Consider the following 15817-nt stretch of genomic DNA (forward strand, 5'->3'; position numbering starts at 1 on the left):
TAAAATAGAAAAAAAATTAGCGACAGGATATAACCTTCTATTAAAGTTTTACATTTGCATAAATGGTATTTTAGCCATCTAAATATAAATGAGTAATGATAAAGAAAGTATTCTTAATTCTTGGACTAGTACTGATTTCTATACAATGTAAATCACAACAGTTGCAATCTGATTCTAATTCGAACGAATTTTCTAAAGAAAAAACGATACATGTTTCCCCAAAATTAGTAGTAGGTATGGTTGTGGATCAAATGCGATACGATTACTTAACACGTTTTTATAATCGCTTTGGTGAAGGCGGTTTTAAGCGAATGATTAGAGAAGGATTCAATTGTAAGAATAATCACTTCAACTATATTCCAACCTATACAGGACCTGGTCACGCTTCTGTATTTACAGGGACTACACCTCAAAATCATGGGATTATTTCGAATTACTGGTACGATAAGTTCAGTAAGAAAGAAGTGTATTGCGCCAGTGATCCTTCTGTAAAAGCAGTAGGTTCGGATAGTGAATTAGAGCGAATGTCACCACATAGAATGAAAACGACTACTGTAGCAGATCAAAACAGATTGCATACACAACTGAAAGGAAAATCGATCGGGATCGCTATTAAAGATCGAGGAGCTATTTTACCTGCAGGACATTCTGCTAATGGTGCATATTGGTTTAGAGGAAAAGACGAAGGAAAATGGATCACAAGTACATATTACAGAAATGACTTGCCGGAATGGGTACAAAAATTTAATGATTCTGATAAGGCAGAATCGTATTTAAAAGTTTGGAATACTCTATATGATATTAATTCTTATACAGAAAGTGGTGACGATCTGAATACCTTTGAGAGAGGTTTTAAAGGAAAGGAAACCGCTACATTTCCATATGATTTAGCAACGTTGAAAGATCAGAATGAGGGTTATGATATTATCAAAGGATCGGCTTATGGAAATAGTTTAACAGCAGATTTTGCAATTGCTGCAATTGATGGCGAAGAACTAGGGAAAGATGCTATTACTGATTTTCTAACAGTAAGTTTTTCCAGTACAGATTATGTAGGGCACAATTTTGGAGTAAATTCCAAAGAAATACAAGATACATATTTGCGCTTGGATAAAGATCTGGAACGATTTTTTAATGCTTTGGACGCCAAAGTTGGGAAAGGAAATTATACAGTGTTTTTAACGGCAGATCATGGTGCCGTTCATGTGCCGAATTATTTAAAGACCGTTAAAATTCCTGCGGGTTATTTTAATATGAAAGGATTATCCACCAGCGTTGAAGCTTTTGTAAAGGAAAAGTTTAAAGTGGATGGATTGATCGAAAAAATATCAAATGATCAGGTGTTTTTTGCATATAATATGTTAGCAAAAAACAATGTAAACCCAGAGGATTTACAGAAAGCTATTGCGCATTATATTTTACAGTATGATCAAATAGATAAAGTATTTACCAGAGAACAACTATCGACAGGAACTTTTACAAATGGAATTGCTGCTTTGATTCAAAAAGGATACAATCAGAAAAGAAGCGGGGATGTTATTTTTGTATTAAATCCGGCTACTATTGTATATTCTCCAACGGGATCAACACATGGTAGTGGATTAAATTACGATACACACGCTCCTTTATTATTTATGGGTAAAGGTATTAAACAAGGAAGCACTGCAGAGAGAACAACCATTCCTGATATTGCACCAACGATTTCTGCTTTGCTGGGAATCACTTTTCCTAATGGAGCGACGGGAGATGTATTGCCTTTTGTGCTAAACTAAATTATTTTTAGTGCAGGTATGATATAAAGTATGTAAAGAGTAAAGTCTCCTTTTTCCGAGACTTTACTCTTACTAATAAGCCTTTAGTTTCTGCCGGCGATCACACCACCATCAGTATCCCAAATAGCTCCGGTTACCCAAGATGCTTGATCTGATAATAAGAAAGTAATACTATTGGCAATATCTTTTGCGGTTCCATTTCTTCCTATTGGATGGAAATTATTAAAACCAACCAACGCTTTTTTAGCTTCCTCAGCTCCGCCAAAAACGCCATCATATACAGGAGTTTCTACCACAGCGGGAGATACTGCGTTTACTCGGATTCCGTGATCAGCTAGTTCCATAGCCAAATGTTGTGTTAGCGAGTGTAATCCTGCTTTCTGCATAGAATAAGCAGAAGAGGGAGTGGCTTTTACGGCTTGTTTCGCCCACATAGAGCCTATATTTACGATTGATCCGTTATTGTTTTCTTTCATTTTCTTAGCCGCTGCTTGTGTAATAAAAAAGAATCCTCGGTTAAGATCCTGATAGGAATCATAATCTGTAACGGTATGTTCTAAAAAAGGTTTCGGACCAAAAATTCCGGATGCGTTTACCAGGTAATCTAAGCGATCTAATTTTTCAATAGTGTGGCGAAGCTGATCAACATTAGCTTTGTTCGTAATGTCTACTTGATGTTTAATGATGTTATTTCCATCCGGAATTTTGGATGTATTTCTACCTACTACATGAACCGTGGCTCCTCCTTCGATTAATGAGTCTACCGTGGCTTTGCCGATTCCGCTGGTCCCGCCTATAACCAGAGCAATTTTGTTTTTAAATTGAGTCATTTAATTTATATTTAGATAATTAATTATGTACAGACAAGTCTGTCTTTTTAAATGTAAATTTTTTTATGCTATGATTTTTTTGCATAAGGACAAAGATGTTTCGATCGGCCAGATGTTTTGATGTAATTTGCTTTCTGAAATGGCTCCTTCATACAATAAATAAATTTTTCTGGCTAGCATTTCATTTGCCTGATCAGAATTTTGATCACAATTGTCGATAACCAAGCCCTTAATAAACTGTATAAAATTATTTTTTTGTTTCTGAATTTCGCTCTTTACATTTTCGTTTTCCTTTGGCATTTCTGAGAAAGTATTCAGACACCAACAACCATTAAAATCTTTTTGATCAAAAAATAACTTTAGAAAATTAAATAGGGCATATATTCTCTTTTTTCCGGGTGGAATGTTCTGAACAAATTCTTGTATATCATTTCTGAAAGCCTCATTCTTATACTGTAAATAGGCTATGCATATATCTTCTTTCGAAGGAAAATGATTGTATAAGGTTGCCTTGGCGATTCCTGCTTCTTTAATAATCTCATTAATTCCCGTGAGGTTATACCCTTTATTATAAAATAAAGCAGAGGCTGTTTCTATGATATGATCTCTTACCTTGGAGTGTTTCACACGACAAATATATAAAAAAACACAAAAACCAGACAAGTCTGTCTGGTTTTGAGAAATGTTTAACAGAAATACACTGTTACTTGACGATTGGTTAGGTTGTTGGGATGGATCTTTTTTTTACTGTAAGGCTTTATAACCTTTATATTTTGGCTTGAACTCTAAGGGCTTTTCAGTTTTTATAATTTCGATATTATTACCAGTGCGTTCTCCAAAGGATTCGATACGACCAGAATTGATAAGACTGATGTTATCAATTGCACTAATCGCCCATCCCGGATCTTCGTATTTTATAGCTCTACCACCTTTTCCGGAATTAATGAATAGTAAGTTATCAATATTTAATTTCTGAACTCCCCAAAGCAGCACTACACTCCCTAAATCTTTGTTATTCACGTCGATAAATGTAGAGTTTTTTAGTTCTAAATATGGTCCGGTGGTGCTTTCGTCATTACCCATTCTTAATAGAGAAACTGCATTCCCCATTACTTTGCTAAAATGACAGTTGTTAATTTCTACATACTCTGCATTGTAGCGTCCTCTATTTTCATTTTCACCATCTAAACTGATTGCATTCCCCGAAATGTTATGAAACTTTGAGTTTTTAAAAACGATGGTATCTGCATAGGTGTTTTTATAAGCTCTAAAAGCAGTTTTTCGGCTCGCATCGAAGTTTTTGAATTCGCAAGATGTTACCTTTAGTTTATAGTGATCAATCATAGGTTTTGATGAGGTAGCGATTCCGGATTGTGCAATACCATTTTCTGAAGCACCATCAAATATAACTCCGGTAATGGATAGGCTTCCTCCATTTTCTATGATGATTAGAGGTTTTTGCGACTCATTTTGGTCATAAGTAAAGATTACTGGATTATTACTTTTTTCTGTGGTAATGGTCAATGCTTTGTTGATGATTAACGGTTTGGTAAAAGTATAGGTTCCGGGTTTTAATAAAATAGTGTCCCCTGATGCCGCAGCTTTCACGGTATCAAATAAAGCCTCATTTTCGTTTCCGGATACTTGTGTTGCATTCGAGTTTTTGTTGGTGATCTCAAAATATTTCTGCTGTGGTGTGTACCAGTTTGGTCCCACTTCATTTTTTGTAATAGGAAGTGTAGGTTGGTAGGTTTTATTTTTTAGTAAACCATCAGCAGGATCTTTTGAGAATGTAATTTCGACTTGTTTAAATCCTTTGTGATTAAATTTCGAATCCGCAGATACTACTTCGTTTCCTGAAAAGGAGAAGGTACTATAATCCGAAATTGCTTCAAAGACTTGTTTTCTTTCGGGATGATAGAAAACATTGTCAGTAAATCTTATATTTTGAGGAGGATCGGTTCGTTCGTTATCAGCGCCTACTCCAAACTGGATATGATCACATTTTAAAAACTTATTTCCAACAATATCTGTGTTTTCTGCTCGATGATATCTATTGATTAGCGAATTAGGTACCCCGTTCATTACCGGTAGCGCTCCAAAAAAACGTTTTCCTCTTAGTTCCTGAAAATGGTTGTTTTTAATAGTATGGCCTTCGTTAATAACCCGAACTCCTCCTGTACCTGGTTTGTTGTTTCCGATAAAGAAATTGTTTTCTACTAAGTTTCGGTTTCCATGTCTTAATGCCAATACACCTGCGGATTCATAGAAAACATTGTTACGCACTATATTGTCACTTGATTTAAGAGAAACGATTTCTACTTCGCCATCACATTGTTCGAAATAATTGTTCTCAATCAATGTTCTTGATGGACTTAAAGAATATGTTGAAACTCCAACACGAAGTGTCTCTCCTCCATTAGACCCTAGGTTAGGTCTGTATCCAAAATGGTTATGATCAATCCTGTGATGATTCTCTAAGCTGTTTTTATTGTTTAGTCTTACCACCAGAGTTACACCGGCATTTAGTTTTCCTCCAAAATAGTTATGATCTACTCGATTGTTTTTTCCGTGAAGATGAATCCATTCGGATTTATCGAATCTATTGGTTGGATTAAAATGATCAATGGCTATTTCGGTAAGCCTACAATGTTCTGCTAATTTTCCATCATCGGTTTTAAAGATAATCAGTGCATCTTCTTCTGTGTAACCGTTCTTAAAAACTAGTTCTTTTACAATCACATGTTTTCCTCCGATTTTTAGAGAAGTATTACCCGACAAGATTACTTTTCCTTTTTCCTGAGCTTTAATTGTAATCGGTTTTTCTTCTGTGCCTTCTGCTGTAATTACGAAATGTGTGTCAGTCCAGATACCATTGCTTAAGGTAATTTCGTCTCCTGGTTGTGCTGCTGCGATAGCATCATTAAATTCTTCGATGGTAGTAACAACATTGGTTCCATCGGTTTGTTTTGTAGTACTAGTTTGTGTGCAAGAACTTACAGTGAATAGAATAGCTAACAGATAGCTATAGAGCCTACTTTTTTTCATTTGTTTGTTTTGAAATATTTGTATTAAACATTCCCATTAGACTTCAAAAAACAGTCTAATGCTTCGTTAAAAGTAGATACTCGTAAGTTGTGTGTGGAGCAATTTAGGTCTATTTTTTATAATAACCAAGTTGCCTCCTAATGAATGGAAGGATTAGTAGAAAACATAAAAAGGTGTTTATGCTAACTTTTACATAAACACCTTTTAACTTTTAGAAATCTATTCACAATAGCAAGCTGGCTGAAGAGGCCAGGTTTCTAGTGAGTTGCAAACCCATAGAGGACAAGGAGGTTCTCCACCTGTGATTGTTTTTTGATGTTCTTTCTTGAGAATCTCAATCCCTTCTACATTTAAAATTTTGTGTAACATATTCAGGTTTTTTAATTAATAATACCTGAATCTATGAAAAGGAATAAACAGAACGTAGAAAAGAAGTATTTTTTAGGATTTAAATAACTTTTGGAGGATTTTTCCCCAACGTAACTTTCTAATGAATTTACCTTCGGTCTTTGTAACCAGAAATGGTTGTCTTTCTCTTTTAGCTTTAAAAAAACCAGCTATATAATCCATAATCAATCGAGGTTGTTTCTTTAATAGTGATAGTTTTACAGAGGCTATCAGTGTAATCATAAAACCATATCGCATTTTATAAAAAGCCTCACCTTGCTTGTATTTTGCTTTTGGGTTATAGGTATTTCCTGTAGGTTTCAGGTGTTTAACTTTTAGCGATTCGTCGGTTTTGATTTCCCAATGATGGTATTGTGCCAACAGCTCATCCACTGTATCCCAGCCCATGGCAGGTTTTAACCCTCCGATATCCTGGAAACAGGATTTTCTATACGCTTTTAATGCGCCTCGAATATGATCTTTGTTGGTAAGGTTTTCCAGAATCCAATTCTCCTCTTTTTGGATATAACAAAAACCACCTACCATTCCGGTTTTTGGATTTTTTTCGAAATGTTTTATTAGTGTTTCCAGGTAATTTTCAGGAAAGATAAGATCTGCATCAAACTTGCAGATCACATCATATCCATCATCCAGTGTTTTATATCCTTGATAGAATGCATTGATAACTTTGCTACCCGGCATATGATCTTCAGAAGAACTTGTATTTACTAAAGAAATGTAATTGTGTTTGCCGATGAATTCGTTAACTATAGCTTCTGTACCATCAGTAGAGTTGTCATTAACCACTACTATTTTTTTAGGAAGTATTGTCTGGGCAACTAATGAGTCTAAAGTTTTAGCAATCAATAGTTCTTCGTTATGTGCTGGTATGACAATATAAATGTTCAAGATGGTAGTATTATTAAACTATTTTCTTTCTGCGTATACGATATAATATCTCGGAGTAAAATACCTAAGCAAAGGCCTGAAACCAATTTTCTTGATGGGATGTGTCCATTTCTTTCTGGCTTTTATTTCCCAACCGGCTTTTTCTAATAACCAATCAAATTGCCAATCTTCGAACTCATGATAATGACGATCCCAAGGATCTGTTTTACTTCTATAAGCCGGAGAAAACCATAATTTAAGAGGGATAGAAGTTACGATCCTGTTTGCTTTAATATCACGTAATACGTTAAAAGGAGCAATTAGATGTTCAAAAATTTCGAAAGCCGTTACAACGTCTGCTTCGCTAGTTTTTACAGCTTCAGTTTCTAAATCCAGATCTTCACCGGATGTATTACTTACAGTGTATCCTTCTTTTTCCATAAACTCCACAAAAGGATTATGGACACCAAGGTCGAGTATAGTTGCAGGAGCCGAAACGTGCGCTCTTAAGAATTCTAGTGTTTCTTTATATCGTTTGTGAGGAAACGTTCCTTCGTACATTGGTAAATGGGTTACTATCTATTATAAGGTGTAAAAATAGACAATTACAAAGATTACCATATTCAGATATGTAGATTTTTCTAAATTGATTTAGAATTGATACAAAAAAGCATTTATATTCATACCGGCACCAACACTGGCAAATAATAGAATGTCTCCCGGATCTATGGATTGATTGGCTATTTTTCCTTTTAAAATTAAATCAAAAAGTGTGGGAATGGTGGCCACACTGCTGTTTCCTAGTTTTTGTATACTCATAGGCATAATTCCATCCGGAGCCTCTTGTTCATACAGTTCATAGAATCGTTTTACAATGGCTTCATCCATTTTTTCATTAGCTTGATGGATAAGAATTTTTTTAACCTCAGAAATATCAACATTAGCTTGATCCAGGCACTTTTTCATTGCTTTAGGCACGTTGGTTAGCGCAAATTCATAGATTTTACGACCATACATTTTAATATATTTTGTAGAATCTTTAGAACTAGTGTCATAAGTGTTTCCGAAGTATAAAAAATTAGCCTCGTCATAGGTGTAAGAGGCACTTGCAGAGGATATGATTCCTCCGGTGTTTTCTGTAATTTCTATAATAGATGCTCCTGATCCATCAGAATAAATCATGGAATCGCGATCGTGCTTATCAATAACACGAGATAAGGTTTCTGCACCGATTACCAAGCACTTTTTTGCCATGTCACTTTTGATAAAAGACATAGCTTGTATCACACCTTCTATCCAGCCGGGACATCCAAACAGCACATCATAAGCTACGCAATATGGATTTTTTATTTTTAAAAGATGCTTTACTCTAGCTGCAAGACTAGGTACCGTATCGGCCTGAGATGAATTTTTATTAACATCTCCAAAGTTATGGGCAACAATAATATAATCTAAGGTTTCTGGGTCAATACCAGAATCGGCAATGGCCTTTTCTGCAGAGAGAAAAGCAATATCTGAGGTATTTAATTCCTCTGAAGCATATCTACGCTCTTCAATACCCGTAATTTTTTGAAATTTATCGATAACAACAGGAGATGGATGCCTGATTTGACTGCCATCGGCATTCAGGAATTGATGATTCTCAAAATCCACGTTCTGGATGATTTCTGTAGGAATATAGCTTCCTGTGCCGGTTATTTTGATATTCATCTTTCCTTTTCTTTTTTATAGAAGGTAAGGTAGTTATTAAAAACCACTTTATTATGCTTGCATAATAAATTTTACGATGGCTAAGCGTTTATAATTATGATAGGAAGTAGTAAAGACGAATCAATTTTGTCCGGTTTTTAATTGTATTACTGTGGCGATGGATAATGCCCGTGTTTTCATTAATTTTGCCTTGGTTCCGCTAAAGTTGGCATCCACTGTGGAGGTGAATAATGCTAACCAGGCATTAAAATGGATTTTCTCCATCGACTTTTTTTGATGCAGGTTCTGGTGAATTTGCAATACATTCTTTTTGTAGTTACCGGTATAAAATAGCTGTTGTTCCCAGAAATCAGTAATATGCGGAATATGATCTTTTAGATTAATTTGGGCTATTTCAGTAAAGAATAGACCAATGGTGGGATCTTTCAATGCTTTTTCATAAAACGCCCACATCAAATATTCTATATCTTCTCGGCTGGCGATGTCTGTTAAATGATCCTTGTCCAAAAATACCTTGGTTTACGTTAATGTGTATATGCAAAATTACAAGGTATTCGGACAAGTACTCTGGTTTTGGGCTATAATTTTTGTTTAGAGACGATAAGATCTCGCAATTCTTGTTGTTTTTCTTTTTCAATCATTTTTTGATGCGCATACGCAAAAATGGCATTTTCTACTATTTCATTTTCTCTTTCCCCGGATAAGATATAAGATATACTCGTTTTGGAATATGGTTTTTTGTTTGGACTTAGAATCTTATTCTGGTTTAAGTAAGCTTGTATTTTTTTTACATGCTTACTTCCTATAACCTTTAAGATCGCAGTACGTTCCTCAGGTGTAATCATAATTAAGTTGGCTAATGTCTTTGGTATAAGTATCTTTGTGAATGTAATGTTATCGTTTTGTTATACAATATTATATAAAATATTGGATATACACAAATAATAGTCAATATTTTGGATAAAAAAGATAAAATTTTAGATAGAGTTATTATTTTTGCTGCCCATTTAGGAATTAGCCTTAGAAGTTTTAGCCTCTCTATTGGTGCGAGTGCGGGCTATTTGCATAGACTACAGTCGGCAAACAGCAATATTGGAGGTGATTTTATAGAAAAAATTATACAATTGTATACAGAAATCAACCCCACCTGGTTAGTGACAGGTGAGGGTACGATGTTAAAAGAAGGCTATATTGTTGAAGAAACCGGCGTAACATATGGCAATAAAGATCACTTCAAACAAGCGTTGCTAAGATATCTTGATGATCAGGATATCAGAGATAAACTTGCAGAAATTACAAATCAAAATGAGCAATAAGCACTGATTGCTGATCTCTTTATTGGCTTTACTTACCTCACAGAATTTCTTTTGCTGTTACGGCGTCATCAAAATTTACCTTTACATTAGCAATACTATTCAGGAATTTTTTTCCGTCTTTTCTTGCAATGGTAATTTTAGTAATACCTCCTACCACTTCTTTGTTGGTAACAACTACTTTTTTTCCTTGTAACTGTTTGAAATTAGTGGTTCCGCCTTTTTTGATGATAAAATTGGTCCGAGGAAATAAAACATGTTGGTAGGTCTGTCCTGATGGCGTCCCTAAGGTAATAATATCCCCGACTGCTACCGTGTCTGAAGACAAGGTTTGTGACTCCTGTGCATTCATCGTAACGAACGATAAAAATGCAATAATGATTAGATTTTTCATTTACTGTTTAATTTATTGTTTGTATGCTATGCACTACTAATTTACCAAAATTTGATTAACAGTAAAACATAAAATTTGGTTAAATAATAGTTAATGTATTAAATATTGATAGTAATACTATTATTTTTGAGGTAAATAGTTTTAGTTATGAAATTTATACTTCAAGATCTGAAAGTTAATATCCATAATAATATATACTTAAAGGATCCGGAATCTTCAACTTTGGGGAAGAATATAGTAGAGCATAGTATTCTATTGATTGATGAGATAGGTTTTGATAGTTTTACTTTTAAAAAATTGGGGTCAAAAATCGGATCTAACGAAAGTTCGATTTACAGATATTTTGAAAATAAGCATAAGTTACTCTTATACCTTACTTCCTGGTATTGGGGATGGTTAGAGTATCAATTGGTATTTACCACAAACAGTATTTCAGATTCCTCAGAAAAACTAAGAAAAGCTATCGAAATTATTACGCGTACTACCCAGGAAGATTCCTCATTTTCTCACATCAATGAGGTATTACTAAATAAGATTGTTATTAATGAATATTCTAAATCTTATTTGACTAAAGAAGTTGATAACGAAAATAAAGAAGGATATTTTTCTATATACAAAAGACTGGTCAACCGGATCAAGGATATGATTCTCGAAGTAGACAGTGAGTATCAGTTCCCCACTAGTCTGGCTAGTACAGTCACCGAAGGTGCATTACACCAGCATTTTCTAAAAGATCATTTTGCTACATTGACCGATTGCGATGAGAAGATCACACCAACAACATACTTTATTGACCTAGTATTTAATTCTTTAAATAACCAAAAGAATGGCTAAAAACATATTGACTGCCTGGCAGCGTCTGATGGGACTCTTAAAACTTGATAAAAGAGATATCCTCCAAATTTTTTATTATGCAATTTTCGCAGGATTGGTGAGTTTATCGCTACCCTTAGGGATACAAGCGATTATCAACTTGCTGCAGGGAGCGCAGATAAGTACATCTTGGATCATTCTCGTTATATTGGTAACACTGGGAGTTCTCTTTGTTGGAATCCTTCAGCTAATGCAAATAAGAATTATAGAAAATGTACAGCAAAAGATTTTTACAAGGGCTTCATTTGAGTTTACGTATCGATTCCCTAAAATAAAGATGAGTGAGCTGCGTAATTACTACCCACCGGAGCTTGCCAATCGTTTTTTTGATACGTTGACTATTCAAAAAGCATTATCAAAGATATTAGTTGATTTCCCGACTGCATTGGTGCAGATTATCTTCGGACTTTTGCTACTGTCTTTTTATCATCCGTTTTTTATTATTTACGGTCTTCTGCTATTATTACTAATCTATGTGGTTTTTAAGTATACTGCAACCAAAGGAATGCAAACCAGCCTGAGTGAATCAAAAAGTAAATACAAAGTAGCTCATTGGATACAAGAAGTAGCAAGATCTATAGTTAGTTTCAAGTTATCCGGTAGAACAAGTCTGGCACTGAGTAAAAATGATAATCTGGTGGCAGATTATTTAGATTCGAGAGAGAGTCATTTTAGGATATTGGTGATTCAGTTTATTCAGATGATTGGTTTTAAGGTGCTGGTAACTGCTGGACTTTTACTAATCGGTGGGGTTTTGGTTTTGAATCAACAGATGAATATTGGTCAGTTCGTAGCAGCAGAAATCATTATTTTATTGGTCATTAGTTCGGTAGAAAAACTGATTGTAGGATTAGAGTCTTTCTATGATGTACTGACTTCTTTAGAAAAAATAGGTCAGGTAGTGGACAAAGAATTAGAACCACAGTCCGGAGAAACACCTTTTAAAGAGGATGAAGGATTTACAGTAGAACTAGATCAGGTTTCGTATGCAGTTCCGGATAGAGACAAAAAAATTATCGACAATGTTTCATTAACCATCACGCCTACGTGTACCATTTTGATACAGGGTTCTAATGGTTCCGGTAAGACCACCCTATTACGTTTAATTGCAGGTTTGTTAGAGCCTGATAGTGGCAGCATTTATATTAATGATGTTTCTCTAAAAGGGGTGAATCTTAACTATTACAGAGGATATCTTGGGCAGTCGCTAACCGAAGAATCTCCCTTTGAAGGAACGATTCTGGAAAATATTACTTTCGGAGATGTCACTATTAACAACGATCAGGTGTATTGGGCATTAGAAAAAGTAGGATTATTAGAGTTCGTAAAAGAACAACCTATGGGATTATTAACGATGCTATATCCCGAAGGAAGACAGATACCGTATACCATTGCCAAAAAAATCGTACTGGCACGTGGCATCGTACGAAAACCAAAGCTATTGATTCTTAAAGATCCACTGGATCAGTTTAATGGAGCAGAAGCTTCCAGGATTATGGATTTTCTGGCAGACCCTGCAAATCCTTGGGCATTAGTAGTAGTAAGTCAGAATAACAAATGGACATCGCGTTGTGGTAGAGTTATTACCATAGATAACGGTAAAATCGTAAGTGAAAAATAAGAAGGTATGCTAAATATTTCAAACAACAAGCTTAATAAGACTGTGAGCATTTTAGGATATAAAGCATCACAGAAGGTATTTGGTAAAGAACATTACAAATATTTTAATCGTTTTTTATTAGCGTTTACCATCATCCTTTTTATTATACTGTTTCTTCCGTGGACACAGAATATTAACAGTAAGGGGTATGTAACCACATTAACACCGGGTCAGAGACCACAAACCATACAGTCGCCGATTCCCGGTAGAATAGAAGAATGGTATGTGCGCGAAGGAGATTTTGTTAAAAAGGGTGATACCATTATGAGAATATCTGAGATTAAAAACGAATACTTTGACCCAAATCTGGTAGCCAGAACCGGGAAGCAGATCAAAGCAAAATCGATGGCAGTGACTTCTTATGAAGGAAAAGTAAAAGCATTGGCAAATCAGGCAGATGCGCTGGTACAAGAACGCGCCTTAAAGCTTGAGCAAGCCAGTAACAAATTATTACAATCACGGTTAAAAGTAAAAAGTGATAGCATTGATTTAGAAGCAGCCAAAACGAATATCAGCATCGCAGAAAGACAGTTTAATCGTACCCGACAGTTAGAAGAAGAAGGATTAAAATCCTTAACTGATGTTGAAGAAAAACGGCTAAAGCTGCAGGAAACACAGGCTAAATTAATCTCGCAAGAAAATAAACTATTGGCTAGCAAGAACGATGTGATCAATGCTCAAATAGAAATGAACCGTATCCAGGCCGAGTATGCAGAAAAAATTTCTAAAGCTCAGAGTGACCGGTTTACAGCCCAATCCAGTCAGTTTGATGCAGAAGCACAAGTAACCAAGTTAGAGAACGAGTACACGAATTATGAGATTCGTAACGACTTGTATTACATCAAGGCTCCGCAAAACGGATATATCAATAAAGCGATTCAATCCGGTATCGGGGAGACTTTTAAAGAAGGAGATCGCTTGGTAGGGATTATGCCATCTGAGTACGATATGGCAGTAGAAACTTTTGTAAAGCCTATTGATCTTCCTTTGATCCATATAGATGAAGAAGTGCGTATACAATTTGATGGATGGCCGGCAATCATTTTTAGCGGATGGCCTAATGTGTCCTACGGAACCTATGGAGGAAAAGTGGTGGCTATAGAAACATTTATTAGTTCAAACGGAATGTATCGGGTGTTGATATCCCCAGATCCTAAGGATCATCCGTGGCCGGAAGGTGTGCGCGTAGGATCAGGAGCCAATACGATCGCACTGCTGGAAGACGTGCCGATTTGGTTCGAATTGTGGAGACAGTTAAACGGTTTCCCGCCTAATTATTACCAACCTGCAGATACTGCAGAAACCACCAAAAAGAAATAACCTATGAACAAAGTATTGTTGTGCAGTTTTCTTTTTATCACCACGCTGTTTTACGCACAGGAAAAAGATACGCTTACGCTTAATTTCAGGGAGTATCTGGGTTTTGTGAAAAAGCATCATCCGGTTGCTAAACAAGCCGAATTAAATATAAGTGTGGGTGAGGCAAATTTGCTAAAATCCAGAGGTGGTTTTGATCCTAAAATCGAAGTCGATTACGACCGTAAAAAGTTTAAAGGATCAGAATATTATGATTTGCTGAATGCTACGTTCAAAGTGCCAACCTGGTATGGAATAGAGTTGAAAGCCAATTTTGAACAAAACGAAGGGATTTTTCTAAATCCAGAAAGAACCGTTCCGGATGAAGGATTATACAGTGCAGGAATATCTGTGCCCATTGCGCAAGGGTTGTTGATCAATGATCGTATGGCATCGCTAAAAAAAGCCAGATTGTTTAGAGAGCAAACCAAAGCAGATCGTGATCTTTTGGTCAATGAAATTTTATACAATGCATCACTGGCGTATTTTGACTGGCTAGAGGCTTATAATGAAAAAGAAATCTATGAGAATTTCTTAACCAATGCCAGAACTCGATTTGAAGGAGTAAAAAGCAGCGCGCTGGCCGGTGATAAAGCGATTATTGATACGGTAGAAGCACAAATTACAGTGCAGAACCGACAATTAAGCCTGGAGCAGGCTAAGGTAAAATTAATGAAATCAGCCCTGGATCTTTCTAATTATCTCTGGATTGGTAATAATATCCCGGTAGAATTGCAGCCTAATGTAATACCGGATAATGACGTAGATGCTGTGATTGATCAAACCTTACAAATACAGCAAGCATTGCTAACTGGAGTCGATTTGGTAAATCATCCTAAGCTAAGATCATTAAATTATAAAATCGAAGGATTACAAATAGACCGCAGATTAAAAGCAAATAAACTCTTACCTAAGATCAATCTGGAATATAATTTCCTAACAGCTTCACCAGAGGTAGCCAATTCTTTTAATACAGCCGATTATAAAGGAGGCGTTACTTTTCAGTTTCCATTGTTTTTGAGAAAAGAACGTGGGGCTGTAAAACTGGCCAAATATAAAATCCAGGATAGCCAATATGAACTAGCAAGTGTGCAAGTACAGCTCGAAAATAAAGTCAATGCGATCTATAATGAGTTAGAATCTTTTAAAACTCAAAATAGTTTGATTGCTAATATTGTAACCGACTACAATACGTTACTGCAAGCCGAAGAACGCAAGTTTAGTTTTGGAGAGAGTTCCTTGTTTTTAATAAATTCTCGAGAGAGCAAATTGATTGATGCAGAGCTAAAGCGAAACAAGCTCCAAAACAAGTATTTTGGCACCAAAGCAAAACTATTTAAGAACCTTGCCGTAAATCCGGAGAATCTGTAACATACTTTAATAACATATTCTTTTTCCCGATACTTATGGAGGCTGAGGTCCTCGAAGCCTCCATTGGAATCTTATACCCTGAGCTAAACATTTACACGAAGTCTCAAACTTAGCCCTTCGATATCTTTAAAATTTCTCTGTCGAAGTAAAAAACGGAATCCAAAAAACAACGATTTGTCATTCCGCTGCACCTGTCTGCCATAACGTTTGTGTAG

General features: G+C 35.6%; 16 protein-coding genes. 6 read left to right on the forward strand and 10 right to left on the reverse strand.

From position 1 onward, the window contains the following. Positions 1 to 95 precede the first annotated feature (95 nt). Complete coding sequence (gene pafA / locus ACFSR1_RS19785) at positions 96 to 1772, forward strand: alkaline phosphatase PafA (protein ID WP_378294777.1); 1677 nt, start codon at positions 96 to 98, stop codon at positions 1770 to 1772. A gap of 83 nt (positions 1773 to 1855) precedes the next feature. On the opposite strand, the gene ACFSR1_RS19790 is transcribed toward pafA, so the two are convergent. From ACFSR1_RS19790 to ACFSR1_RS19830, 9 genes are all read right to left on the reverse strand, one after another. After that, positions 1856 to 2602 (reverse strand): SDR family NAD(P)-dependent oxidoreductase, encoded by a 747-nt coding sequence (locus tag ACFSR1_RS19790; protein ID WP_378294778.1) that lies wholly within the window; start codon positions 2600 to 2602, stop codon positions 1856 to 1858. A 63-nt stretch (positions 2603 to 2665) separates the two neighbouring features. After that, on the reverse strand, positions 2666 to 3229 hold the full coding sequence (locus tag ACFSR1_RS19795) for a TetR/AcrR family transcriptional regulator (protein ID WP_378294779.1): 564 nt from the start codon (positions 3227 to 3229) through the stop codon (positions 2666 to 2668). A 117-nt stretch (positions 3230 to 3346) separates the two neighbouring features. Beyond that, complete coding sequence (locus tag ACFSR1_RS19800) at positions 3347 to 5650, reverse strand: chondroitinase-B domain-containing protein (protein WP_378294780.1); 2304 nt, start codon at positions 5648 to 5650, stop codon at positions 3347 to 3349. 219 nt (positions 5651 to 5869) lie between these two features. Continuing rightward, positions 5870 to 6019, reverse strand: coding sequence for a hypothetical protein (locus ACFSR1_RS19805; RefSeq protein WP_378294781.1), 150 nt, complete (start codon positions 6017 to 6019; stop codon positions 5870 to 5872). Positions 6020 to 6091: 72 nt separating this feature from the next. Continuing rightward, on the reverse strand, positions 6092 to 6946 hold the full coding sequence (locus ACFSR1_RS19810; RefSeq protein ID WP_378294782.1) for a glycosyltransferase: 855 nt from the start codon (positions 6944 to 6946) through the stop codon (positions 6092 to 6094). An 18-nt stretch (positions 6947 to 6964) separates the two neighbouring features. Then, the gene (locus ACFSR1_RS19815) at positions 6965 to 7486 is read right to left on the reverse strand and encodes a methyltransferase (RefSeq protein ID WP_378294783.1); all 522 of its coding nucleotides are present in this window, start codon (positions 7484 to 7486) and stop codon (positions 6965 to 6967) included. Positions 7487 to 7576: 90 nt separating this feature from the next. Next, positions 7577 to 8635 (reverse strand): 3-oxoacyl-ACP synthase III family protein, encoded by a 1059-nt coding sequence (locus tag ACFSR1_RS19820; protein ID WP_378294784.1) that lies wholly within the window; start codon positions 8633 to 8635, stop codon positions 7577 to 7579. 120 nt (positions 8636 to 8755) lie between these two features. Continuing rightward, positions 8756 to 9142, reverse strand: coding sequence for a group III truncated hemoglobin (locus ACFSR1_RS19825; RefSeq protein ID WP_378294785.1), 387 nt, complete (start codon positions 9140 to 9142; stop codon positions 8756 to 8758). A 71-nt stretch (positions 9143 to 9213) separates the two neighbouring features. Beyond that, positions 9214 to 9480, reverse strand: a complete 267-nt coding sequence (locus ACFSR1_RS19830; protein ID WP_378294786.1) for a recombinase family protein — start codon at positions 9478 to 9480, stop codon at positions 9214 to 9216. A gap of 111 nt (positions 9481 to 9591) precedes the next feature. On the opposite strand from ACFSR1_RS19830, the gene ACFSR1_RS19835 reads away from it, so the two are divergent. Then, positions 9592 to 9951 carry a hypothetical protein gene (locus tag ACFSR1_RS19835; protein ID WP_378294787.1) on the forward strand — a complete coding sequence of 120 codons (360 nt, stop codon included), beginning with the start codon at positions 9592 to 9594 and terminating at the stop codon, positions 9949 to 9951. Positions 9952 to 9988: 37 nt separating this feature from the next. On the opposite strand, the gene ACFSR1_RS19840 is transcribed toward ACFSR1_RS19835, so the two are convergent. Beyond that, positions 9989 to 10342, reverse strand: coding sequence for a hypothetical protein (locus ACFSR1_RS19840; protein ID WP_378294788.1), 354 nt, complete (start codon positions 10340 to 10342; stop codon positions 9989 to 9991). Between the two features lie 147 nt (positions 10343 to 10489). Here ACFSR1_RS19840 and ACFSR1_RS19845 point away from each other — a divergent pair, with 147 nt between their 5' ends. The 4 genes from ACFSR1_RS19845 to ACFSR1_RS19860 are packed head-to-tail and all read left to right on the forward strand — an operon-like array spanning position 10490 to position 15602. Beyond that, entirely contained in the window at positions 10490 to 11176 is a 687-nt protein-coding gene (locus ACFSR1_RS19845) for a TetR/AcrR family transcriptional regulator (RefSeq protein ID WP_378294789.1), read from the forward strand. After that, positions 11169 to 12836 (forward strand): peptidase domain-containing ABC transporter, encoded by a 1668-nt coding sequence (locus ACFSR1_RS19850; protein WP_378294790.1) that lies wholly within the window; start codon positions 11169 to 11171, stop codon positions 12834 to 12836. Before ACFSR1_RS19845 ends, ACFSR1_RS19850 begins: the two co-directional genes overlap by 8 nt. Positions 12837 to 12842: 6 nt before the next feature. Beyond that, complete coding sequence (locus tag ACFSR1_RS19855) at positions 12843 to 14195, forward strand: HlyD family secretion protein (RefSeq protein ID WP_378294791.1); 1353 nt, start codon at positions 12843 to 12845, stop codon at positions 14193 to 14195. A gap of 3 nt (positions 14196 to 14198) precedes the next feature. Further along, the gene (locus ACFSR1_RS19860; protein ID WP_378294792.1) at positions 14199 to 15602 is read left to right on the forward strand and encodes a TolC family protein; all 1404 of its coding nucleotides are present in this window, start codon (positions 14199 to 14201) and stop codon (positions 15600 to 15602) included. Positions 15603 to 15817 lie beyond the last annotated feature (215 nt).

The organism is Aquimarina rubra (assembly GCF_042684305.1).
GTDB classification, from domain to species: domain Bacteria; phylum Bacteroidota; class Bacteroidia; order Flavobacteriales; family Flavobacteriaceae; genus Aquimarina; species Aquimarina rubra.